This is a genomic window from Mycobacterium sp. NGS39 (assembly GCF_059812765.1).
Genome location: NZ_JCALDH010000002.1, coordinates 263,289 through 286,810, shown reverse-complemented (window position 1 = coordinate 286,810; position 23,522 = coordinate 263,289). Strand labels below are relative to the sequence as shown.

Genomic DNA, 23,522 nt, shown 5'->3' with positions numbered 1-23,522 from the left:
GAGAGCACCCGCAGCCTAGTCGCGTGTCAGTCTCCGGTGCGTGACGCGATGCGGACGAGCGGCGTCGGGGCCGAGCCTATCGACCTTGTTCTCCTCATAAGCCGCGAAATTGCCTTCGAACCAGAACCATTTCGCTTCGTTCGTGGCGTCACCCTCCCACGCGAGGATGTGCGTGCAGGTGCGGTCGAGGAACCAGCGGTCGTGGGAGATCACCACCGCGCAGCCGGGGAACTTCTCCAACGCGTTCTCCAGCGAACTCAGCGTCTCGACGTCGAGGTCGTTCGTGGGTTCGTCGAGCAGCAGCAGGTTGCCGCCTTGCTTGAGCGTGAGTGCGAGGTTGAGCCGGTTGCGTTCACCACCGGACAGCACACCCGCGGGCTTTTGCTGGTCGGGGCCCTTGAACCCGAACGCCGACACATAGGCCCGCGACGGGATCTCGTTCTGGCCCACCTCGATGTAGTCGAGGCCGTCGGACACCACTTCCCACACGGTTTTCTTCGGATCGATGCCGGATCTGGTCTGGTCGACGTAGCTGAGCTTGACGGTGTCGCCGATCTTTACCGTGCCGCTGTCGGGCTTCTCGAGTCCGACGATGGTCTTGAACAGCGTGGTCTTGCCGACGCCGTTGGGTCCGATGACGCCGACGATGCCATTGCGCGGCAGCGAAAACGACAGGTCCTTGATCAGCACGCGTCCGTCGTAGCCCTTGTCGAGGTGCTCGACCTCCACCACGACATTGCCCAGCCGCGGCCCCGTCGGAATCTGGATCTCCTCGAAGTCGAGCTTGCGTGTCTTCTCCGCCTCGGCGGCCATCTCCTCGTAGCGCTGCAGCCGTGCTTTGCTCTTGGCTTGCCGCGCTTTGGCGCCGGAGCGCACCCACGCCAGCTCTTCCTGCAGCCGCTTTTGCAGCTTGGCGTCCTTGCGTCCCTGTACGGCCAGCCGCTCGGCCTTCTTCTCCAGGTAGGTGGAGTAGTTGCCTTCGTAGGGGTAGGCGCGGCCGCGGTCCAGCTCGAGGATCCACTGCGCCACGTTGTCGAGGAAGTAGCGGTCGTGGGTGACGGCCAGGATCGCGCCTTTGTAGCTGGCCAGGTGCTGTTCCAGCCACTGCACGCTCTCGGCGTCCAAGTGGTTCGTCGGCTCGTCGAGCAGCAGGAGGTCAGGCTTGGACAGCAGCAGCTTGCACAGCGCCACGCGGCGTCGCTCGCCCCCGGACAGGTGGGTCACCGGTTCGTCGGGCGGTGGGCAGCGCAGCGCATCCATGGCCTGCTCGAGCTGGCTGTCGATATCCCACGCATCGGCGTGATCCAGCTCCTCCTGCAGGCGGCCCATCTCCTCCATCAGCTCGTCGGAGTAGTCGATGGCCATCAGTTCGGCCACCTCGTTGAAGCGGTCGAGCTTGACCTTGATCTCGCCGAGGCCCTCTTCGACGTTGCCGCGTACCGTCTTCTCCTCATTCAGCGGCGGCTCCTGCTGCAAGATGCCGACCGTTGCGCCGTTGGCCAGGAACGCGTCGCCGTTGTTGGGCTGATCCAACCCCGCCATGATCCGCAAGACGCTCGACTTGCCGGCCCCGTTGGGCCCGACGACGCCGATCTTGGCTCCCGGCAAGAAGCTCAGCGTGACGTCGTCAAGGATGACCTTGTCGCCGTGCGCCTTGCGGACCTTCCGCATCGTGTAGATGTATTCGGCCATGCCGTCGGTGATGCCTTTCGTAGATCGGCTCGAGTGCTCCCGACCATCCTAGGCACCACCGAGCAGCGCTAAGCCGACAGAGGCAGCGCCTCCTTGCGCGACTCGACGTCCGTCTCGTCTGCGGCGTCGGTTGCGGGCTCGGCCTCCTTGGCCGCCGCAGGCGCCGGATCGATGACCTGTACCAGCGTCTGCGCCAGGTCCGGGCCGACAGAGGTGGCCCGCATTTCCAGCGACGAGCGGCGCACGCCGTTGCTGTCGTCGTACTCGCTGGTGTAGACGTGTCCGACGGCGATCACCGCACGGCCCTTGCCCAGCGCGGCACCGACTCCCGTGACCAGCTTGCCCCAGCAGTTCACGGTGATGTAGAGCGTGTTGCCGGGCTCCCAGCTGCCGTCGGCGCCGCGCCGGCGCGAATTGCTGGCCATCCGGAAGCTGATGACTTCCTGGTTGCCCACCTGGCGGCGTCGTAGATCGGTGATGATGCGGCCGACCACGGTCATTGGCGTCTCGAACATGTTGTTTCCTCTCATCCGGTTCACGCTCACGGCGTGCAGCACCATTGACGCCAACGGCACCGACGGCGCCCGGCCGATCGCTCGCGTCGAACGCCGCGCCTGTGGATGAAGCGGCTGCTGGGGATAACCGGTGCCACGGTGTGCGGCGCGGGGCAGGTCTCCCCCGGGCAGCCGGCCCGGGCGGTTAGCGTGACCGCGCGTCGCGGCGCGCGAGTTCGGCCAGCATTGCGTTGTAGGCGGCCAGCTCCGCGTCCTCGTCGCGGTCGGCCGCCCGGTCCAGCCTCTTGGCGGTGCGCTGGTCGCTGCGACTCCATTGGATCAACAGCGCGATCATGACCACCGCCAGCGGTATTTCACCTGCGGCCCAAGCGATTCCGCCACCAAGCCGCTGATCCCCGAGCAGATCTGTGTGCCAACTGAGGTGCAGCGAGCGGTAGAACCCTTCGGCGAGCACCGTGCGGGTGCCCATGAGCACGACCCCGAAGAATGCGTGCAGCGGCAGTGACGCGAACACCGTGGCCAGCTTGGCCACCGGCGGAATGGGCCGCGGTGTGGGATCGATGCCGATCACCACCCAGTAGAACAAATAGCCGCTGAGCAGAAAGTGGACGTTCATCAGGACGTGTGCGGCGTGGTTTCCGGCGGCCGCGTCGAAGATGCCGCCGAAGTACAGGCCATAGAAGCCGACGACGAACATGAGCGTCGCGACGATCGGATGCGTGAAGAAGCGAGAAAGCTTGCTGTGCAAGGCAATCAGTAACCATTCGCGCGGCCCGGGCGGCTCGCCGCGACCAGCCGCCGGCAGCGCGCGCAACGCCAGGGTCACCGGGCCGCCGAGCACCAGCAGGATCGGCGCGAGCATCGACAGCAGCATGTGCGCGGCCATGTGCATCGAGAACATCGCCGGCATGTACCGGCCCACACCCGAGGACGTCGCGAACAACAGCACCGTGCACCCGCACAACCACGCGAAAGTTCGGCCCGCGGGCCACGCGTCGCCGCGACGGCGGAGTCGGCGCACCCCGGCCAGATACAGCAGCGCCAACACGATCGCCGCGGTGCCGAAGATCAGGTCGAACCGCCAGTCGAAGAGAATCCGGGTCACAGTGGGCGGACCGGAGAAGTCGTAGCCGATCTTCACCTGCGGGATCGAGGGGTAACCGATGGGCGACGACGGCGGCGGAGTGCGCCCCAAGCCGACCGCGATACCGAAAGTGAGACCGAAGACCACGGCCTCGATCAAGGCAAGCCGCACCAGCGGCCAGCGCACAGCAGGATCCCGACGCAGCGCTGCCAGCCCCACGCGGCGCTGGCGCCAGCCGAGCACGCCGAGCACGCACAATGCTGTCGCCTTGGCCAACACCAATCCGCCGTACGTGGTGCCGACGAGATCGCTCAGCGGGATGCGGACCAGCGCGTTGATCACCCCGCTGAGTGCCATCGCCACGAAACACCAGCCCGCGAGCCTGGAGAACCGGCGCGCGGCGAGGTCGCCGTGTTCCCCGCCGCGCAGCGCATGAACCGCCAACGCGAGCAACCCGCCAGCCCACAAAGCCCCCGCGAACAGGTGAATGACCAGGCTGTTGGTGGCCAGATCATGGGAGCCGCCGGCCGAGGAGTGACCGGTCAGGCCCAACGGCAACAACGTCACCAGCGATCCGGCCAGCAGGAACGGCGTCAGCGACCACCGCAAAACGGGCATGCTCGCGACGGTCACGATGGCCGCGAACAGAGCGGTCCACCGCCATGCGTCGGCGATGTTGATCACGTCGGCAGCCGTCCAGACCGTCGCCGGATTCAGGATGTCGGCGACAGGCCGGCCAGACACGTCGGAGATGGTCAACGGCACCAGCAACACCGCGCACACTGTCCATGCGCCGGAGGCGACGGTCCCGATGCGAAGCGCCCGGTACCCGTCTGCGTCGAGCACGCCACTGTCTTGCGGTGGCACCAGGAACGCAGCGAACAAGAAGGAGCCGACCGCGATCACCGCGGTGACCTCGCCTGCCGCGCGGACGAACGGCAGACCGTAGGCGGTAAGGGCTCCTGGATCTGGCAGACCGGTCGCGCTCAGCGCGGCCGCCAGCGACAGCGCCCCGATCGCGGCCGCCGTCGCGCCGGCCAACACGGCCACTCCAACGAGCACCGGCCAAAACGGTGCCCGTTGAGCGGTGCGCGGCTCTGCGGTCATCACCTCAGCGTATGGCCGCGGGCGGATGACCTACCAATGCCGCGGCGCGTTCAGAGCGTGGCGCTCGCTACGCGCGGAGGCATGTGTCGGGAAACACAGCCCGTTCGTTGAACGCGATCGCGGCGATCCCGTTTGAATATGCATCAGCGGAAACCGTGTCGGTCCCTAGGCATACGTTCGCCTGGACGTACGCTCCGGGCAGGAGAAGATCATGAATCTTGTTGTGATAGCGATGTTATCGGTCGGTGTTCCGCTCGTGGCGTTTGCCTTGCACCTGGCGCAAGAGCGGTTGGAGCGCTGGGATCAGCGACGCCACGCCGACGACTAGACCCGATCAGCCGGCTTCGAGACGCTGACGACGCCGCTGGGCTTCCCGCTCGTTGAACTGCGCAACCGACGCCATCTCGATGCGATCCATGTCGCTCAGAATCGCACGCAGCTCCGCCAAGAACGCCTTGCGCCGCTCCATCAAATCGGCTGCGGGCTGCAGCAATCCCTGATCGGCCGCCACCTGCCGGGCGGTGCCGAACAGCAACGCCGACACCGACTCGTTGCTGCGCACCCGGCCCTGCGCTAGATACTGCTCACCGACACCGAGCGCCAGCTTCGTCAGCTCCTTCTCGCCGATCTCCGCCGGAGCATCGCGCAGCACGTCGGCGACGATCTCATAGGCCTGAAAGAACGGACGCAGCATCGCGTGCGCCATCAACGGCTTCTTGTCGTGCAGCAGCGTGTCGATGTCGCGGCCCCCGGCCCGTACACGCGCTTCCCAGTCGTCCTGCCACGCCATCTCCTCGGCGATGTGCTCACGAAACGCCGCCGAGTCAGCGAAGTAGAACTCGAACTTGAGCAGGTCACGCAACCGCATTGCCTGCGCCCAGAACGCTTCGACGCGGTCGCCCTCAGCCCGGGCTGCGCCCGCTAGGGCCAGTTCGACGATCGACGTCTCCAGGAACACGTCGATCATGGTGTTGCGGTAGAACGCCGCCTCGTGCTCGTGCTCCGGGGCGATGCGCCACACCGGCTCCCGGCCGCTGTCCACCCGGGTGACGGGATGGCCGTTAGACAACGCGTCGGCCGCAGTCCGCACTCCTTCCCGGGTGCGAAGCCGTAGAGCGCTGTTGGTCATCGGGATCTTCTTGCGCTCGAGGTAGTCGAGCGAATCCTGGAGCGTGTGATGGATCTGGTCGAGGGTCAGTGCTCGGCCACGGGTGGTCAGCAGCAGCGCTGACACCAGCGCGGTGGCGTTCACGGGTGTCGCCCGAAGGATCCGCCATGCCACTTCGAACGCCATCTTCTGTAAGGCGAGGCGTTTGGCAGCTTCGTCGGTGGCCATCGGCCCGTGCGGTTCGCCGAGGTATTCACGCATCGACACCGCTTCCGGGAACCGGACGTAGATCTTGCCGTAGTTGCGCTCCCCTTGCGCCTTGATGAAGTTGTACAGCCAGGACAGCCCCTCAGGGGTTTTCTCACCGCCGCGCGCATAGGCGGCGTACTCGGCGGTCTCGTGAAGCTGGTCGAAACTTATCGACACCGGCTGCAGCAGGATGTCTTCACTGCGCCCGTCGAGGTAGGCGTCAGCTACGAATGCCAGCAGACCGAGCTTGGGCGGCAACATCTTTCCGGTTCGGGATCGGGTGCCCTCGATCGACCAGCTGAGGTTGAACCGCTTTTCGACGATGTAGCCGACGAACTCTTTCAGCACGTATTTGTAGAGCGGATCGTCGATCTTGCGGCGGATGAAGATCACCCCTGAGCGCCGCATCAACGGGCCCATGAACCCGAACGACAGGTTGATACCGGCGAACGTGTGCACCGGCGGCAGCCGGTTCTCCTGCATCGCGACGGGCACGATCACACCGTCGAGATAGGACCGGTGCGAGAACAGCAGGACCGCGGGGTGGGTTTCCAGCGCCCGCCGCATTCTTTCGACTTCCTCGCGGTCGTAGTCGATGTTGGGGTCGAACCCTCGGCTGAAGATCGCGCGGCCCAGCGCCGGGATGAGGTCGACCGAGAACCGGCTCCAGCCGGTCGCGAGTTCGTCGAGCATCTGGCCGGCCTTCTCGACCGTCGCGCCCGGAATCTGTTGCAGCCCTTCGACAAAGCGTGCCGACGCCAACATCTCGGGTTTGACCAGCCGCGGCGACTTGTACGCCGGGCCGAGCAGCCGCAGCTCCACCCGCTCAATCGCCAGTGCGGCGCGGCGCAGCACGAATCGCGCAAAGTCACGCGGATTGTCGCCGACGGTCGTGTCTTGCCACTGTTGCCGGAGTTCGGAGACCTTGGCGGGTTCACCGGCGACGATCCGAGCCCTGGAGGGGTCGCGGTGCAGGATGCGCTTCTGCAAAATCTCGGGCGGCCGGTACGTGTCGCGGCCCGAGAGCAATCCGACCAGCTTCACCCGGGTCGGCAGACCACCGGGCACCCAGAACACGCGCACCGGCACCACCGTCCGGTCCTCGTCGGCGCTGAGCTGCTCGACGAGTTGAGCGACCACCCCCGGGTCGGGCTCGTCCTCAGCGGGCAGCCGCAGCACCTCGACCTTGGCCTCCGGATGCTCGCGGCGCTGCTGGGCGAGCCAGTTGTTCAGCAACTCCACCTCGGCCGCCGACGACACCGAAGCAAGCACCAACGCGTCGTCGGTCGCGGTGAAACTGTCCAGGTCTTCGGTGCGGGCGCTCATCGCTGCCTTTCCGCCCTGTCACCGACCTGCGAATTACCATCTGCCACAGCCTTTTTCACTGCAGCCTTCTTCACTGCAGCTTTCTTCGCCACTGCTTTTTGGGCTGCAGCTTTCTTCGCCGGCGCCTTCTTGGCCGCAGCCTTCTTCGCCGGCTTTTTCGGCTTGCCTCGCAGTGTTTCAGGTAGTTCGGGGACCTTGTCGTGCGGCCAGTTCTTCAGCGTGTCCAGGTAGAGCTGGCGGACTTCGGCGATGTGCTGGTTGAGATTGTCGTGCGTCCAGTCGTCGATCGGGATCGGCGGGTAGACGACGACGTCGACGGTGCCGGGGTTGAAGGTGCTCGAATCGCGCGCGGCGATGACTTCGGCGTTGCGGATGACGATCGGCACGATCGGGATCTTCGCCGCCATCGCGATCCGGAACGGGCCCTTTTTGAACGGCCCGACCTCCGTAGTGTCCAGCCGCGTGCCCTCCGGGGCGATCACGATCGACAGCCCTTTGCGCGCGAGTTCCTCGACTTTGTGAAGCTCTTCGACTGCGGCCTGGGTGTTTTCGCGGTCGATGAACACCGCATCCATGACCTTGCCGATTGGGCCCATCAGCGGGTTCTTCTCCAGCTCCTTCTTGCCCACCGAGGTGAAGTTGTCGCGCACCAGATAGCCCGCGATGATCGGGTCCACCTGGTTGCGGTGGTTGAAGATGAACACCGCCGGCCGCTGCGCGGTGAGGTTCTCCTCGCCGAGCACGTTGAGGTTGACGCCGGTGGTGGCCAGAAGCAGCCTGCCCCAGTTCGTGGTGAAGAAGTTGACGCCTCGGCGCTTGCTGCCCGCGAGCAGACCCACGCCGACCGCACCGGCGGCGACAGGCGCCAGTGACGCCACGCCGGCCAGTGTGCGCAGCGCCGAAACCGGACTGCTGCCACTGCGGCTGGAGAAGCGCAGCACCGGCCAGCCACGCTTGGCCGCCACGGCCGCGAGCTTGCCTTCGGGGTTGGTGGGCCGCGGGTTGCCGACCAGGTACATCAGCGCGACGTCCTCGTCGCCGTCGGCGTAGAAGTAGCTCTTCGTCAGGTCGATGTCATGGTCGGCGGCGAACTTCTGCACCGCATTGGCCTTACCCGGTCCCCACAGGATCGGCTTGAGCACGCCGCCGGTGAGGATGCCGTTCTCGTCCACCTCGAAGCGGTTGCTCAGGATGTTGTCGATGCCGAGGAATCGGGCCACGGGTTCCACCTGAACGGTGAGCGCCGACGAGCTGAGCACCACGGTGTGGCCGCGGGCCTGGTGCGCCCGAACCAGCTCACGCATCTCGGGATAGATACGCGACACGATGTGCTGGACGAACAGTCGCTCGCCGAGCTCGTCGATGTCGTCGATCGAGCGCCCCTTCATCATCGCCGCGCCGCGGTAGATGAGTTGTTCGAAGTCGGCGCGGCCGAGGCGGTGGTTCAGTGCCGCCTGGACGACTCCGAGGAACTCACCGATCCCAATCTCCCTGCGCCGGAAGCGTTCCCGCGTCATGATCACGCCGGTGAAGCCGGCCACCAACGTGCCGTCGAGGTCGAAGAACGCACCGATGTGCGGGCCCGGGGGGCTGGCTTCCATTTCGGCCACAGAGCCGGGCAGCCTCATGTCCCGGCGATCGAGGGACCGATTGTCGGACGGGCTCATGACGGTGAACTCCCGTTGGGTGACGGCGCCTCGGCGCTGGACTTGTCAGGCTCGGTGAATGAGGCGGGCGTGGCGCGGCCTGAGCCACCGAGGGCGAGCACCTCGTTGAACCCCGCCAGCAGGCACCGCGACCAGAGTTCGTCGTCGACGAATGACGCCCGGTCATAGCGGGTGGTGACAGTGCAGATGCCACCACGCGAAATCAGCACCGCCATCATCGCGACACCGGGCAGCGGCCCAATGCCGTATTGCCGCAACACTTTTGCTCCAGCGACGTAAGTGTCGCCGCCGTACACCGGCAGGTTGCTGGCTTGCACGTCTGCCGAAACCACTGAACCCGCCACCGATTCCAGCAGCGGGTCGGGCAACAGGCTGAGCAGTGGCGCGACGGTGCCGATCATGTCGATCGCGGGTTCTTCGCGCCGCTTGCACATCTGAGTGCGGACATTTTGGATGCGTGCGGTTGGGTCGGAAATTCCCAGCGGCGCGGAGATCATCACGCCGGCGAAGCGGTTGCCCCCGGCGGGATCGGCTTCGGCTCGCAAATTCACCGGGATCGCCATCGGCAGCGAGTCGATGGGCACGCCGAACTCCAGGTGGTAGAGCCGCAGCGCTCCGCACAGCGCAGCTAGGTAGGCATCGTTGATGGAGCCCTCGGCGGCTTTGGCGGCGGCGCGGATGTCGCCGAGCTCCATGTCGATGGCCTCGCTGCGAGAAGTGAGGCTGCGACGGCGAAGCAGCGGGGAATGGTCGGCGCCGGGCGACATCACCCGAGCGCCGGAGCGGGCGTACTCGACGACGCCCTCGACCGCCGAAACCGGGTTGCTCAGCACGCGGCCGACGACCTGGGCGGCGCCGGTGACGGCCTCGCGGACGCCGCCGAGGATGGTGAACGGCAACCGGTTGAGGCCCTCGCGGGCAAGGTCGTTGCCGGTGAGGTCTTCGGGAATGGGCAGCGGCACTGGCTCGCGAGGCGGCGGATCGCGTTCCAAGTCGTAGATGTGGGCGAACATCTCCACTGCACCGACACCGTCGGTGACCGCGTGGCTCATATGCAGCAGCAGCGCGGCGCGGCCGTCGGGCAAACCTTCGACCAGCGTGGCGGTCCACAGCGGACGTGAAATATCAAGCGGCGATTGAAGAATCACCTCGGCGAGGTCGAATACTTCGCGTAGCGTGCCGGGGTCGGGCACGCGGATTCGTCGTACGTGGAAGTTCAGGTTGAAGTCGGGGTCCACCACCCATCTGGGCGCGGCCGTCGGGACCGTCGGCACGACCACCTTCTGGCGCAGCCGCAGCACGCGGCGCGACGCATACTCGAAAACGTTCAGGAAGCGGTTCCAGTCGGGTGTGGTGTCCAGGATTTCGACGGCCATGATGCCGGAGCGGGTCCGTGGGTTGGCCTCGCCGCGGTGCAGCAACATGTCGAACGCACCGAGTTCTTGAGGAAGCCCCGCCGCGTCTACTGCCTCAGCCACCTTCTCGTTCACTCCTCCCCGGGAAACCGCGTTCGAGGACAACGCTAGTCCGCTCGACTACCTCGTGGGAGAGGGATTGCCGTGGTGCTGCGATCGGCCGGGAGGACCGTCGCTGTTGGATAGACTGCCCGCGCTGCCCCCGTAGCTCAGCGGACAGAGCAGCCGCCTTCTAAGCGGTAGGTCGCAGGTTCGAGTCCTGCCGGGGGCGCATAGGGGTGGCCACAGGGGTGTGCCGAGCCCCATATGCAGTACGCAGGTCCTCCCTCCGCGAATCGGTGCACATCACTCGGGTTTTGCCGTGCGACGATTCTTGTGGAGGTACTCATGTCACAACGGATAAAAGTTCGTCCTGACCAGCTTGCCCGCGCGTCCAGTCGGGTGATGCAGTGTGCCGACGAAATCGCCGCTGGGTATGCCTCGGCGGACGCGCGGATTGCAGATGCGCAGAGCGGATGGGTCGGGCGGTCAGCTGATGCACTGAGCGCCCGAGTGGGTTCATGGAAACAGACGAGTGCGGTCCTGCTCGAGCGTCTCGACAGGCACGGCACCGCGTTCTACGCCAGCAATCTGAGTTTCGCGACGACCGAAGACGACAACGCCCAAGCCGTCGCTGAGATCGGCGCGCTGGGTCCGGTTGCGACTGTCTGAGATATGGGCGGTTTGTCGGTAGCCGATATCGACCGGTGGAGTTCCGATGCGGTCCGCGACGTATTCAGTGCCGCGAGAGCACGCGCCGAAATCACGGTCGGCGCTTCAGAGCAATTGGAGTCGTTGACAGTGTTCGACGATTGGGGCGGTGACGCCGCGGAGGCGGCTCGGGACGCAGTCGGCCAGACACGACGAGACCTCGACTCCCACGGCGGGGAGGCGCTCGCAGTCGCCCGCGCGGCCGATGCCGCCGCCGAGGGCATTGACAAGGTGAAGGAGCGACTGCGGCAACTCAGGGACAAGGCACCCACGATGGGTTGTCGGGTGAATACTGCTACCAACATGGTCGAGATTGACCCGAACACCAGGCTTTTGCCGTTCGAGGCGATGCTCAACGCAATCCAGTTAGACCGTGAGCTGAAACTCATCCTCGCCGAGGCGGACCAGGTAGACGATCAATTGGCGCATGCGATCGAAATGGCCGACGGAACCGATCCGATACCGGTCATGCCAGGGCCGCCGGAGCAGGCGCCGGCCCGGTTGCAGAACCAGATCGAAGCCTTCAAGCAGGTTTTCGGTCGGGAGCCTGAGTCATTGGCCGATTGGCATACGGCCGGCGTCCTCGACCCCCACACCTACGACCCCAAGAACCGTGGCGCCGTGTCGAACGTGGTCGTCGGTCGGATCAACCCCGTTCCCGGCCAGGGCATCGTTCGCGGCAATCTGTTCATACCGAGCGACTCTGTCTTGGCACCGAACTTCACAATCCCCAATCTGGTCGACCGCAACGCTGGCGACAACCGCGGCTTCGATCCGGGCGCCCTTCCGGAGAATTCGCGTGTGTCCTTTTTAATCGACTACGAGAACGGACTCGTGGTGGCACGGCAGAACCCGTCAATCAATCTCGACACTGGTGAGATCCAAGCAGGCTCACCACAAGTCAATGTTGCGCAATTGCGGGATGGGACGGTGTACCTCCGGTATGCGGCCGCGGATCCATTCTCTCCGGGCGGCGAGAACCTTGCCAAGGCGACCGTCGCCGTGAAAGGCATACTCGCGGTGCAGCCCGGCTCGTCAGGGCCGACAATCGGCGGCACTGCGACGGCATTTCCGGCCTTGGAGGTTTACAACGAACGCATGCAACTTAGGGACTCAATGACCATAAGCACGACAACGACGATGGCACAGGTATATCCAGACATAGACGACGAGTGGGGACCGATGTTGGGACTAATCCGCGACCAGCAAGTCGGTGACCAAGCGTTGGTCCCCCGCTTCTATGGCTACGACACCCAATTCCCCCTCATTCCGCCGACGACCCAACTGGGCTCAGCGGTTAACCCGCCGACTGTAGCCATCCTAGGTAGGTAGCTCCCGTGACGCATCACAGAGGCGAAATCGTCTGGCTGCCCGCAACTTTCGCTGGTGCGGCGCTTGGGGGAATCATGTGGGCTGTCGTTGTTCGGCTGACAATATTCGCCAAGTCGGGACCGCCCTCGCCGTTCGTTGCGTGGTCCATGATCGCTATCGCTTGGCTGTTGTTCACCGCAATCGGCGCGATTACCGCCGCATTCGCGCGCCGCTCCCTTTTCCGTAGCGCGGGGATTGCTCTGGCGATCGCCCCCAACACAGGTGTGGCGATCTTGCTACTGGCCGGCCTGCTTACGCTCGTGAACTGGGTTTTCTGATGTCATTTTCAGCTGCCGACGGCTCGAAACGCCCACATAGTCCGGTCTTTCTACTTCTCGGACTTCTAGTCGGCACCTGGTCGCTGGCCGTGTTCGGATTGGCGTTTTTGCCGCTCGTACCGTTTATCCCGGCGGTACTTGCAGCTGCAACGATTTGGTTCGAACGCCTTCGGACCTTCGCACTCGGCTGCTCGGCTGCGGCGTTCGGAGCATTCGTCGCGCTGCTAACCGAGTGGCTCCTGCTGGGTATCTAAGTCATGACGCCATCTCGACGATCTCCGCGCCGGGCTCCCATATCCATACAAAAGCGGGAAAGGGCGGTGCCGCGGACCCGTCACCGCCCTCTCCCGCTTCTCCTCGGATTGTTGGTGGGCACGTGGTCGCTGATCCTGTGCGGCATCTGGTTCTGGTCATATGCGTGGGTGTTCCCATTACTTCTGGCGCTCGCGACAGCCTGGTCGAAACGTACGAGAACGTTTGGCATCGGAGCGTCAGCCGCAGCGTTCGGAGCCTTCGTCGCGGTGGTCACCGAGTGGCTGCTCGTGGTCTTGTGAGCGATACGGGCGCAAGAGCCCCAGTTAGACGGTGATCGGCCCGCTGGTCGAAACATCTCCACACTCCCGGCTAATCGGCCGTAGCTCACCCTCGCTTGGTTCCTCCGGACCGGCGCCCGGGACGCTCCGGCACATCGGCGGCTGACGCGGGTATTACGTGCGGCGTTCTGCTCTATCCCGCCGCATTCATCTCAGCGGTCCCCGCTCAACCCCCACTGCGCCGCAACTAAGCAAAAAAGTTGTGGCGGCTAACTTTTCGGGGCCACAAAGAGCTGATCCAAACTTCGGGAATTCGGCATACGGACCGCGCAATATCAGAGGACACTTTGGCCTGTGCGGAACGGCGCGATTTGGCGGCTCCTGCACAACCATTACTAGTTCAGCCAAGTGCTAGGAGATTTTGATGAAGTACGCCATGACCTGGACATCGCGGCTCGGCGCGTCCGGCAAAGACAATGAAGAAGCCTTGCGCCGCGCTCTTGAACTGTTTTCCAAGTGGCAGCCTCCGGCGGGCACGACCTTCCACCAATTCGTCGGACGGATCGATGGTGAAGGCGGTTTCGCAATCGTCGAAACGGACTCCGCCACAGAATTGCTCACCGAAACGTCAAAGTTCCTTCCATTCAACTCATTTCACATTCATCCCGTGGTTGACATGAACGAATGGGCAGATGCGGCGCAGACAGGTATCGACTTCAGAAACTCGATCGGCTGAGCCGCGAAACGTGAGGGAGGCCGCTCGTCACGGGCGGCCCCTTTCCGCTGCGTTGAGGCGTCCGATGCTCTGTCGGTTCGCTATGGCGCGGGCGAGGCCAGCGGCGTCAGGGTGAAGTTCGCGGAAATCGGCCCCGGCACGTCTCCGCATTCGCCACTATTCACGGCGCTGACCATGCCGTTGCCGTTCTCGTCCCAGTTGTACTGCGCAGCGGCGGCCACCTTCCTGCCGTCATCGCACGTCATGAAATCCAGCCGGTTGACGAACATCGTCCAGTAGCCGTTCAACGCGTACGCGTCCGCCTCCCACGGCTCCGTTTGGCCGCCCGTCTCGGCAATATGCAAACACTGAACCCCGCAGTGCGTGACCGCCCACGTGGTAGGGCTGGTCCCACCAACCCAGTTGAATTGGTAGAGCTCCGCCGGCGGCGGCGCTGGAGCTATGTAGTCCGCGCCGTCGTCCGCGTACGCCGGGCACGCGAACATCCAGGCGATAAGGCCAGCTCCCACAACGGACGCCGATATCCCCCGATTGATCACCGCGCTCCTCCCCTTGCACCGTTCGATTTGACAGCCGGAGCATACGAGGATCGGCGCGGTCAGCGCGCCGTTTCGGGCGCTACCTCGGCGGCGGCTCCTGGTTACCGTGTTCGCGCGCGTAACGAACCATGCGCTCACTGAGCCGAATGAGCGGGTCTTCCTGGCCCCCGGGCATGGTGTACGCAAGCTTGCGCAACTCGATGGCAAACCCGTAGAGGTCCTGACTCAGCGACGCCACACTCATTAGCGACCCCCCGTTCGAGGAGTAGATGCGAATTTCCAAACTTGGGCGATCACGGGACTCGCGTACGGCTTCACGAGCACCGTGTCAAGAAAAGTTTGCTCCTGCGTATTGCTGATGTGAAGTCCAATTTGCTGTCCCCATCCCGCCGTCGACGGATATGACCAATCCGGGCCTGCCGCCTCGTCGACGTTCGGGTCGAACTTCCTCGTGACGTATTGGGGGTGCGTCGACGTGATGCACAAAGACTGCGTCATGGAGTGTCCGGTCGACTGCATCTACGAAGGCGACCGCAGCATGTACATCAATCCGTACGAGCGGCACTACGTGAGGATCGCCCCGTCGGCAATCAGGGGGCCACACTTCCGCTTCGGCGCAGAACCCGAGACAGACCAGGGCTGGGCCTGACCCGCTATCGTTGGCGGTCATGACCGCCAGCGACACCCGCGAAATCGTCATCGAAGCCACCCCTGAGGAGATCCTGGCGGTACTCAGGCAGCCCGAGTCGTTGCCGGAATGGTCGGACTTGCACTTGAGTTCGGAGGTACTGGAGCGCGACGACCAGGGTCGCCCGGTGCGCACCAAGATGAAGGTCAAGACCGCCGGGATCACCGACGAACAGATCCTCGACTACACATGACATGACGATGGCGTGTCCTGGACGCTCAACAGCGCCAAACAGCAACGGGCTCAAGATGCGCGCTACACGCTGACCCCGGACGGCGACAAGACGCGGGTCAGGTTCGAGCTGTCCGTCGATCCCGTGGTCCCGCTGCCCGGGTTCTTGATCAAGAAGGCCACCAAAGGCGTCATGGGTACCGCCACCGAGGGCTTGCGCAAACGAGTGCTGAGCCAGAAGAACGCCGGTTAGCGTCTGAGCCGAACCACCCGATAACCGCCGTAAAGCGTTGCGGCCACAGCGAAGCCGACGAAATACGCGGTGTCGGCGCCGTGCCATGCATGTGCCACCGGACCCATAATCAGTGACGTGTTCATGAACGGCACCGCAGCGCCATAAGCAACGACGAACGCCACCAAGGCCACCACAGCGTCGAGACGGTCCGTGTGCTCGCTGCCGGGGTCGAGCACGTGGCGACGACGGGTGCGCACTATCCAGTCGACCCCCGTGACCGCGACGAAACCGGGAATCCAGTAGCTGACCAGCAGCAGCAGATCCTGAAAACGTTTCGACATGTCCCCGGAATGCAGCCAGAGGATCAGCACGAACGCGAGCCCCGTGACGACGAGGGCCGACACCGGTCGGCGTACGCGGATGCCGACGGTCTGCAGTGCCAGGGACCCGCTGTAGTCGTTCATCGCCGCCGACCCGACCGCCGCCAAGGCGATCACCAGCAGTGCGACCGCTCCCAGTACACCGCCGCCCATCACCGAACGCACGCCCTCCGACGTCTGCTCCGACAGCACCGGTGCCGCCGCAATACCGATGCCCTGGACGAAGACGTAGGCCGACGCGATGCCGGCGAACGTGAAGCCGAAAACCGCCGACGACGACGAGTCCGCAGGCAGATAGCGGCTGAAATCTGCTGCGTAGCTGGCCCACGAAATGGCAAGACTCAGAGCCACTGTCACTTCGAGGACGAACGCCCCGGCGAGGTCGTGGCCTTCGACAGCGGCGGGTGTGACGACCTGATGGCCGCTTGCGAGTTTGACCGCGAACACCACGAACGTGATGAACAGAACGAACGTCAGCGCCGCTTGCATGCGATGGATGACTTCGTACCCGAAGAACCCGACCAGACCTTGTACCGCCAACACAATCAACACGGCGATCCAGAACGGAAGGCCCAACAGGACGGCGAGCGCGTCGGCGCCGAAGAGGCCGACCAACCCGTCCCAGGCGATTGACGACAGCCACTGCAGCCCGGCGGGCACAACGACGCCGGCGCCGAACGCCATCCGCGAAATCGGCAGTTGCGCCGCACCGGTACGGGGTCCCCAGGTCGAAAGGTAGCCGACCACCAGAGAGCCCAGCACTGTGCCGATGACCATGGCCAGCAACCCCAGCCAGAAGCCGAGCCCCAATGTGATCGCCAGCGTGCCGGTGAAGACGCCGGTCATGTTCACCTGCGGTGCAAACCAAACCGTGAACAGCCGCGCGGGCTTGCCGTACCGCTGATCGCGGCCGATGGGGGCGATGCCGTGCGTTTCAACGGCGAGATCTCCTGAGCGGGTGGGCCGGCGGCCGTGAAAGGCCGATGCCCGCAACGGGCTGGCCGTGTCCGAGGAATCGGTCATCGCGGCGTGGCGAGAGTCAGGCTCGACGCTGCAGCAGGCGCGGGTGGGCGCGGCCGGCGACGAGTGGTAGGTCCAGCGAGGTCACGATCCCCGGGGGTGCGGCGCACACATACGGCACCGCGTTGACGCAATGTGCCGCTGTCGCAACGATTCCCGGATTGCTCACCAGCCCGGCCTCCACGGTTTCCGGTTGCCAGCCCTTGATGGTGACGAATGTGTCGGGGTTGCCCTTCACCTCCACTTCGAAGCGCTCACCTTCGCTGCCGAATGTCCATGGCGGATCGAGGTTCTCCTCCCCCATCAGCCAGTTGACGCCGGCGCGCACCACCACGTCGCCGTCGACCACTGCCTCCCAGTGGAACCGCTGGGCGGCGACCTTGCCGGGTTGGATCGCACCGATCGGCGAGTCGATTGGCGCGGTGGCGACGGCCGAGTCGTGCGCCGTGCGGATGTCCGCTCGGCCTTCGAGACCGAGAGCCTGCAGCACCATGTGGATCGACTGCTTGAAGCCACCGGTCAACAACTTGAGCATCGGTCCGCTTTCGGCCTCCTCGGGCGTGCCGCCGAAGCACATGATGTGCCGGACCACGTCGGCGGCACCGTACGTTCTGATGTCCGAAAACTCTTCGGCGCGAACGAACGTCACTGCTGACGACATGGCGGAGAACACCAGCGGCAAGATCTCGGTGACGCCGCCGGGGTGGATGCCTGTGCCGTGCAAGCTCACCTTGGCCTCTTCGCATGCGGCGGCCAGCGGTGCCGCCTCCTGGTCCGGTGGGTAGAACCACCCGACGGGGGTGACGACGTTCTTACCGGACCGAAGCAGGGCGACGACCTCGTCGGCGTTGGGGATGAGCGGCGCGTAGACCACCGCGTCGGCATCGGTGGCGAGGATGTCGTCGATGCACGACGTGGCTGCTATTCCGAGGGATGAGGCGCCGACGATCTCCCCAACGTCCTTGCCGTGCTTGTCTTTTGAGTGCACCCAGCATCCGGCCAGCTCGAGTTCGGGATGGTTGAGAACGCAGTCGATCGCGGCCTTGCCCACCGACCCGGTGGCCCACTGGATGACCCGCAACGCCATGTCCGCTCCTTTGCGCATCGACGCGATGCGCACGAATCTAGCCCACCGCTAGTGTTGACCGGTGTCTGATTCCGTCCTCTTCGACGTCCGCGACCGCGTCGCGTTGATCACCGTCAACGACCCGGATCGCCGCAACGCGGTCACCGGCGAGATCTCCGATGGGTTGCGCGCGGCCGTGGCCCACGCTGAAGGCGACGCCGGCGTGAACGCGGTGGTGGTCACCGGAGCAGGCAGCGCGTTCTGTGCAGGCGCTGACCTGTCGGCGCTCGGTAGCGCCGGTGAAGAGGAGGGCCTACGGCGGCTATACGACGGATTTCTCGCCGTCGCGGAATGCGTCCTGCCCACAGTTGCGGCCGTCAACGGCCCAGCGGTCGGGGCCGGGCTGAACCTGGCGCTGGCCTGCGACGTGCGGATCGCCGGGCCGGGGGCGCTGTTCGACCCGCGGTTCCAGAAGCTGGGCATCCACCCCGGTGGCGGCATGACGTGGATGCTGCAGCGGGCGGCGGGGCCGGAGGTGGCGCGGGCGGCGCTGCTGTTCGGCATGCGGTTCGACGCCGACGCGGCGGTGCGCCACCGGGTTGCGCTGAAGGTTGCCGACGACCCCGTCGCGGCGGCGTTCGAGCTAGCGGCCGGTCCTGCGTCGGCACCTCGCGACGTCGTGATCGCCACCAAGGCGACGATGCGCGCGACCATCAGCCCAGGGTCCGTCGACACCGACCAGCATGCGTTCGCGGTGGAAGCCGAAGTCGGCCCGCAGGCTGAGTCGATTCGCTCGCCGGAGTTCGCCGCCCGGCTTGCCGCCGCCCGCCGCCGCTGATCTTCTGCCTGCCGCCAGCGTGCGCCGCGTGCCATGCTGCCCGGCGTGTCGGCGTGCAGACCCGCACGCTCGCGGGGGAAGGGGGCTAGAGGTCGAGCAGGGCGGCTTCGGGTGTCTCGACGAGTTGCCGTAGCTCGCAGAGGAATTGGGCGGCTTGCGCTCCGTCGGCGATGCGGTGGTCGAACGCACACGTCAGCCTCACCGTTGGCCGCACCGCCACTGCGCCGTCGACAGCTACCGGCCGTGGCTTGAGCGAACCCATCCCGAGAATCGCAGCCTCGGGATAGTTGATCACCGGCACACCGTCGTCCAAGCCGAGAGCGCCAAAGTTGGACACGGTGAACGTCGAGCCTTGCAACTCCGCGGGTTTGATGCTGCCGTCGCGCGCGACGCGGATCAATTCCGCCAACCGCGTCGACAATTCGCGGGTGCTTTTCGTCTGCGCGTCGGCGATCACCGGCACCAACAGCCCGCGGTCGGTGGCCACCGCGACACCGAGGTTCACGGTGCGGTGCGTGTGCACCTGCGGCTTGTCCTCCCCGTCCACCCATGTCGAGTTCAGCAAGGGATGCCGCGTCAGCGCGAGTGTGACGAACCGCAACATCACGGCGAATGGCGAAACGTCGACGCCCATCCCCGAGAACCGCTCGCACAACTGCACCAGCCGTGTGCCGTCGACGTCGACACTTGCGTGCGCATCAGGAATTCGACTGCGTGACAACGTCATCCGCTCCGCCATCCGGGCGCGAATGCCCGAGACGCGGGTCACCTCATCCGTCGGACCCGCAGATGTCAGCACATCCTCACGGGTGATCACGCCGTTGCGACCGGACCCGGGCGACAACGCGGAGAGGTCGACGTTCAGATCTTTGGCGAGCTTGCGCACGGCCGGCGCCGCGCGGGGTCGCGACGACCTCCTGCTGACGTCCATCGAGTCGTCGGCTCCGTAGCCGACCAGCACCGGGTTACGCGGCTGAGGCTCAACGCTTTCCGTCTCGATGCGCACCAGTACCGACCCGACCGGCAGCACGTCGCCGGGCTCGCCGCGGCGCTCGACGACACGGCCAGCGTACGGGCTGGGAATCTCCACTTCCGCCTTAGCCGTCTCCAGCGTGCACAGCGTCTGATTCAGCTCGACGACGTCGCCCACCTCGACGCTCCAGCTGGTCAGCGTCGCGTCCTCCAACCCCTCGCCGAGATCAGGGACTCGAAAAACGTTGTCTGTCATGGCGACTCGAGCACCTTCTCGACGCAGTCCAGCAGCCGGTCCGGCCCGGGCAGCCACAGCTTCTCCAGCCGGGCCGGCGGGTAGGGCGTGTCGAAACCGGTAGCACGCAGTACGGGAGCTTCGAGGTCGTAGAACAGCTCCTCCTGGATGCAGGCGGCCAACTCGGCGCCGAAGCCCAGGGTGCGCGGGCCCTCGTGCATCACCACCACCCGTCCGGTCTTGGTGACCGATGCGGCGATGGTGTCGAAATCCAGCGGGCTCAGCGACCGCAAATCGACCACTTCGAGCTTCCAAGCGTGTTGCTCCGCAGCGATGTCGGCTGCGCTCAGCGCGGTCTGTACCAGGGCCCCGTAGGTCAGCACCGTCACGTCTTCTCCGCTACGTCGCACCACGGCGCGGCCGATCGGCGGTGCCGGTTCGGTGAGGTCGATGTCGCCTCGCATCCAGTACCGGCGCTTCGGCTCGAGGTACATCACCGGGTCACGGCTCGAGATCGCATGGCGCAGTAGCCAATACGCGTCGGCGGGTGTCGACGGCACCACCACCTTCAGCCCCGCCGTGTGGACCCAGTAGGTTTCGGTCGACTCCGAATGGTGTTCGACGGCCCCGATGCCGCCGAACGACGGCAGCCGCACGGTGACCGGCATGTCGACGTCGCCGTGGGTGCGCATGCGGTACTTCGCCAGGTGGCTGACGATCTGATCGAACGCCGGATAGCTGAACCCGTCGAACTGGATCTCCGGCACCGGGACGAAGCCGCGCAGTGCGAACCCGACGGCGATGCCGACAATCGCAGACTCCGCGAGTGGTGTGTCGAAACATCGCTGCTCGCCGAATGTTTCAGCCAGACCATCGGTGACCCGGAAGACACCGCCCAGCCGTGCGACGTCCTCGCCGAACACCACCACCCGCTCGTCGGCTGCCATCGCGTCGTGCAGCGCACGATTGATGGCGGCGACCATGGTGACGTTGGTGGCTAGCCCCACCTCGGTGAGCTTCGGGCGCCTCGGTTCCGGTGTGGCCGTGGGCCGATCCATCATCTGCGTCATGTCACACCTCCTTCGCCACCTCGCTCAGAAGCTGCCGCCGCTGCTCGGCGAGTTCGGGGGTGATGTCGGCGTAGGTGGTGTCGAACATATCCGTGACGTCGGGATCCGGCGCATCTACGACCGCGGCACGCAGTTCGGCGCGCATCCGCGCCGAACGCGCCGCCACTCGCTCGTCGAGGCGCTCGGTCAAGACCCCCACATGGCGAAGGTACGTGCGGTAGCGCGCGATGGGATCCAATGACTCCCACTGCCGCACTTCGTCGGCGGACCGGTACCGCGTCGGATCGTCGGAGGTCGTGTGCGGTCCGATTCGGTAGGTGATCGCTTCGATCAAGGTGGGTCCGCCACCACCACGGGCGCGGTCGGCCGCCTCCGCCATCACGGCGTAGCAGGCCAGCGGGTCGTTGCCGTCGACGCGAACGCCGGCAATCCCGTAGCCCATCGCGCGATGCGCGATCGAGGGGCCGGCCACCTGGCGGCTCGCCGGTACCGAGATCGCCCACTGGTTGTTCTGCACGAAGAAGATGCATGGCGCCGCGAATAGTGCTGCGACGTTGAGTGCTTCGTGTACGTCACCGGTGCTGGTGGCGCCGTCACCCAGATAGGCCACGGTCACGGAGTCCTCGCCGAGGCGTTGCGCAGCCATCGCGGCACCGACGGCGTGCAGCCCATGCGTGCCGATCGGAATCGCGATAGGTGCGCAATGCTTGGCGGTGAAATCCCGCCCGCCATGCCATGTTCCCCGCCAGACGGCGCCGATCTTGCCGGGTGCGATGCCACGCAGGAGCAACACCCCGAGTTCGCGGTATTGCGGAAATAGCCAGTCGGTCTTGCGAAGACAGGCCGCCGAACCGATCTGCGCCGCCTCTTGGCCGTGACACGAGGCGAAGAGCGCCAGCTCACCCTGTCGCTGCAGGTTCACGAACTCGGTGTCGAGGTCGCGGGTGACGACCATCATTTCGTAGAGCCACGCCAGCGTTTCCTCCGGCAGCGAGCGGCTGTACCTGCCTTCAGATGTCGGCAGGCCGTCCGGCTTGATCAGCCTGACCGGTTCGAGATCGACCGTTGCCGGCACGCCGCCTCCTCACGTTGCACCTTGAGTCGGCGTCACTGCCCCGGCGGGTTCAGCAAACCCGCCACACGCCTACGTGGAAACTTGGCAGCCGGTCGGCCGAAGCCCGCCGTAGCACTGGCGCTGCCGCCATTATGCGCTCAAGATCGGCGACTTCGCCGGATGATGCGTGCCGGCCGACCGTGTCGTGACCAGCAGGCGGCTTCAACCTGGGGCCGTTACCGCGGAGCAATCAATTCGTTACAGTCCGGCTTCGCGCGCAATCAGCAGCAGCTGCACTTCGGTGGTGCCTTCCCCGATTTCGAGGATCTTGCTGTCGCGGTAGTGCCGCGCCACAGCGAACTCGTTCATGAACCCGTAGCCGCCGAAGATCTGAGTGGCGTCGCGGGCGTTGTCCATCGCGGCTTCACTGGCCACCATCTTGGCGATGGCGGCCTGCTTCTTGAACGGCTTGCCTGCCAGCATGAGCGCAGCGGCGTCGTAGTAGGCGGTGCGCGCGGTGTGTGCACGCGCCTCCATGCGCGCGATCTTGAACGCGATCGCCTGATTGCGTCCGATCGGCTGGCCGAACGCCTCCCGCTCCTTGGCGTACTTCACCGACTCGTCGACGCACCCTTGGGCGGCGCCAACAGACAACGCGGCGATTGCGATTCGGCCCTCGTCGAGAATGCGCAAAAAGTTCGCGTATCCGCGGCCGCGCTCTCCCAGGAGGTTTTCTTGCGGCACGCGCACGTCGTCGAAGCTCAGCGGATGGGTGTCGGATGCGTTCCAGCCGACCTTGTTGTAGGCCGGCTCGGCGGTGAAGCCCGGGGTGGGGACGGGCACGAGGATCGACGAGATCTCTTTGCGCCCATCGGTGTTCCCAGTGACCGCGGTGACAGTGATCAGCTTGGTGATGTCGGTGCCCGAGTTCGTGATGAACTGCTTGCTGCCGTTGATCACCCAGTGCCCGTCGTCGAGCCGAGCAGTGGTTTTCGTTGCACCCGCGTCGGTTCCGCCGCCCGGCTCGGTCAACCCGAAGGCCGCCAACGCCTGCCCGCTGGTGAGCTGCGGCAGCCACTGCTGCTTCTGCGCGTCGTTGCCGAAGCGGTACACCGGCATCGCGCCCAGCGACACGCCGGCCTCCAACGTGATCGCCACACTTTGGTCCACCTTGCCCAGTTCTTCGAGGGCCAGGCACAGCGCGAAGTAGTCGCCGCCCATCCCGCCGTACTCCTCGGGGAACGGCAGGCCGAACAGTCCCATGTCGGCCATACCGGCAACCACCTCGTACGGAAACGAATGCTCCGCGTCGTGGCGGGCGGCCACCGGTGCCACCACGCTCTGCGCAAAGTCGCGCACCGTCTTCGCGAGTTGCTGGTAGTGGTCAGGCAGCGTGCCGGTGGACAGGAAGTCCGTCATGATT

General features: G+C 65.4%; 18 protein-coding genes, 1 tRNA gene and 2 pseudogenes. 8 read left to right on the top strand and 13 right to left on the bottom strand.

Annotated features, from left to right (window positions below; genetic code table 11):
* Nucleotides 1–15: 15 nt before the first annotated feature.
* The 6 genes from ettA to AC5Y39_RS03695 form a co-directional block, all read right to left on the bottom strand.
* Nucleotides 16–1,692, bottom strand: coding sequence for an energy-dependent translational throttle protein EttA (gene ettA, locus AC5Y39_RS03720; protein ID WP_500015120.1), 1,677 nt, complete (start codon nt 1,690–1,692; stop codon nt 16–18).
* Nucleotides 1,693–1,760: 68 nt separating this feature from the next.
* Nucleotides 1,761–2,207, bottom strand: a complete 447-nt coding sequence (locus tag AC5Y39_RS03715) for a single-stranded DNA-binding protein (protein WP_500015122.1) — start codon at nt 2,205–2,207, stop codon at nt 1,761–1,763.
* Between the two features lie 184 nt (nt 2,208–2,391).
* The gene (locus AC5Y39_RS03710; protein ID WP_500015124.1) at nt 2,392–4,398 is read right to left on the bottom strand and encodes a bifunctional copper resistance protein CopD/cytochrome c oxidase assembly protein; all 2,007 of its coding nucleotides are present in this window, start codon (nt 4,396–4,398) and stop codon (nt 2,392–2,394) included.
* A 334-nt stretch (nt 4,399–4,732) separates the two neighbouring features.
* The gene (locus AC5Y39_RS03705; RefSeq protein WP_500015126.1) at nt 4,733–7,081 is read right to left on the bottom strand and encodes a glycerol-3-phosphate 1-O-acyltransferase; all 2,349 of its coding nucleotides are present in this window, start codon (nt 7,079–7,081) and stop codon (nt 4,733–4,735) included.
* Nucleotides 7,078–8,748 carry an HAD-IB family hydrolase gene (locus tag AC5Y39_RS03700; RefSeq protein WP_500015128.1) on the bottom strand — a complete coding sequence of 557 codons (1,671 nt, stop codon included), beginning with the start codon at nt 8,746–8,748 and terminating at the stop codon, nt 7,078–7,080. Before AC5Y39_RS03700 ends, AC5Y39_RS03705 begins: the two co-directional genes overlap by 4 nt.
* Complete coding sequence (locus AC5Y39_RS03695) at nt 8,745–10,226, bottom strand: wax ester/triacylglycerol synthase family O-acyltransferase (RefSeq protein ID WP_500015130.1); 1,482 nt, start codon at nt 10,224–10,226, stop codon at nt 8,745–8,747. Before AC5Y39_RS03695 ends, AC5Y39_RS03700 begins: the two co-directional genes overlap by 4 nt.
* Nucleotides 10,227–10,361: 135 nt before the next feature.
* Between AC5Y39_RS03695 and AC5Y39_RS03690 the strand changes: the two genes are divergently transcribed.
* The 5 genes from AC5Y39_RS03690 (at nt 10,362) to AC5Y39_RS03670 (ending at nt 13,831) form a co-directional block, all read left to right on the top strand.
* Nucleotides 10,362–10,434: transfer RNA gene (locus AC5Y39_RS03690), tRNA-Arg, on the top strand.
* A 35-nt stretch (nt 10,435–10,469) separates the two neighbouring features.
* A complete protein-coding gene (locus AC5Y39_RS03685) occupies nt 10,470–10,874 on the top strand; it encodes a WXG100 family type VII secretion target (protein WP_500048139.1) in 405 nt (134 codons plus the stop codon).
* 3 nt (nt 10,875–10,877) lie between these two features.
* On the top strand, nt 10,878–12,245 hold the full coding sequence (locus AC5Y39_RS03680) for an Rv0964c family protein (protein WP_500015133.1): 1,368 nt from the start codon (nt 10,878–10,880) through the stop codon (nt 12,243–12,245).
* A 146-nt stretch (nt 12,246–12,391) separates the two neighbouring features.
* Nucleotides 12,392–12,562 (top strand): hypothetical protein, encoded by a 171-nt coding sequence (locus AC5Y39_RS03675; RefSeq protein ID WP_500015135.1) that lies wholly within the window; start codon nt 12,392–12,394, stop codon nt 12,560–12,562.
* Between the two features lie 957 nt (nt 12,563–13,519).
* On the top strand, nt 13,520–13,831 hold the full coding sequence (locus AC5Y39_RS03670; protein ID WP_500015137.1) for a DUF3303 domain-containing protein: 312 nt from the start codon (nt 13,520–13,522) through the stop codon (nt 13,829–13,831).
* An 80-nt stretch (nt 13,832–13,911) separates the two neighbouring features.
* Here AC5Y39_RS03670 and AC5Y39_RS03665 read toward each other — a convergent pair whose 3' ends face one another.
* Nucleotides 13,912–14,175 carry a hypothetical protein gene (locus AC5Y39_RS03665; protein ID WP_500015139.1) on the bottom strand — a complete coding sequence of 88 codons (264 nt, stop codon included), beginning with the start codon at nt 14,173–14,175 and terminating at the stop codon, nt 13,912–13,914.
* A gap of 673 nt (nt 14,176–14,848) precedes the next feature.
* On the opposite strand from AC5Y39_RS03665, the pseudogene AC5Y39_RS03660 reads away from it, so the two are divergent.
* Together AC5Y39_RS03660 and AC5Y39_RS03655 are read left to right on the top strand one after the other, a co-directional pair.
* A pseudogene (locus AC5Y39_RS03660) lies at nt 14,849–14,929 on the top strand (ferredoxin family protein); the annotation flags it as partial.
* Nucleotides 14,930–15,038: 109 nt separating this feature from the next.
* Nucleotides 15,039–15,482, top strand: a pseudogene (locus AC5Y39_RS03655) (SRPBCC family protein).
* Here the strand turns inward: AC5Y39_RS03655 and AC5Y39_RS03650 are convergent.
* Both AC5Y39_RS03650 and AC5Y39_RS03645 read right to left on the bottom strand, forming a co-directional pair.
* Nucleotides 15,479–16,867: a purine-cytosine permease family protein gene (locus AC5Y39_RS03650; protein WP_500015141.1), complete on the bottom strand. Its 1,389-nt coding sequence runs from the start codon at nt 16,865–16,867 to the stop codon at nt 15,479–15,481. The pseudogene AC5Y39_RS03655 and the gene AC5Y39_RS03650 overlap by 4 nt on opposite strands.
* Nucleotides 16,868–16,883: 16 nt before the next feature.
* Complete coding sequence (locus AC5Y39_RS03645) at nt 16,884–17,951, bottom strand: NAD(P)H-dependent amine dehydrogenase family protein (RefSeq protein ID WP_500015143.1); 1,068 nt, start codon at nt 17,949–17,951, stop codon at nt 16,884–16,886.
* A 61-nt stretch (nt 17,952–18,012) separates the two neighbouring features.
* Here AC5Y39_RS03645 and AC5Y39_RS03640 point away from each other — a divergent pair, with 61 nt between their 5' ends.
* On the top strand, nt 18,013–18,768 hold the full coding sequence (locus AC5Y39_RS03640) for an enoyl-CoA hydratase (protein WP_500015145.1): 756 nt from the start codon (nt 18,013–18,015) through the stop codon (nt 18,766–18,768).
* An 85-nt stretch (nt 18,769–18,853) separates the two neighbouring features.
* Here AC5Y39_RS03640 and AC5Y39_RS03635 read toward each other — a convergent pair whose 3' ends face one another.
* The 4 genes from AC5Y39_RS03635 to AC5Y39_RS03620 form a co-directional block, all read right to left on the bottom strand.
* Nucleotides 18,854–19,996 (bottom strand): dihydrolipoamide acetyltransferase family protein, encoded by a 1,143-nt coding sequence (locus tag AC5Y39_RS03635; RefSeq protein WP_500015147.1) that lies wholly within the window; start codon nt 19,994–19,996, stop codon nt 18,854–18,856.
* Nucleotides 19,993–21,045 (bottom strand): alpha-ketoacid dehydrogenase subunit beta, encoded by a 1,053-nt coding sequence (locus AC5Y39_RS03630; RefSeq protein ID WP_500015149.1) that lies wholly within the window; start codon nt 21,043–21,045, stop codon nt 19,993–19,995. Before AC5Y39_RS03630 ends, AC5Y39_RS03635 begins: the two co-directional genes overlap by 4 nt.
* Nucleotide 21,046: 1 nt before the next feature.
* Nucleotides 21,047–22,120: a pyruvate dehydrogenase (acetyl-transferring) E1 component subunit alpha gene (gene pdhA / locus AC5Y39_RS03625; RefSeq protein WP_500015151.1), complete on the bottom strand. Its 1,074-nt coding sequence runs from the start codon at nt 22,118–22,120 to the stop codon at nt 21,047–21,049.
* Nucleotides 22,121–22,357: 237 nt separating this feature from the next.
* Nucleotides 22,358–23,518: an acyl-CoA dehydrogenase family protein gene (locus tag AC5Y39_RS03620; protein ID WP_499908824.1), complete on the bottom strand. Its 1,161-nt coding sequence runs from the start codon at nt 23,516–23,518 to the stop codon at nt 22,358–22,360.
* Nucleotides 23,519–23,522 lie beyond the last annotated feature (4 nt).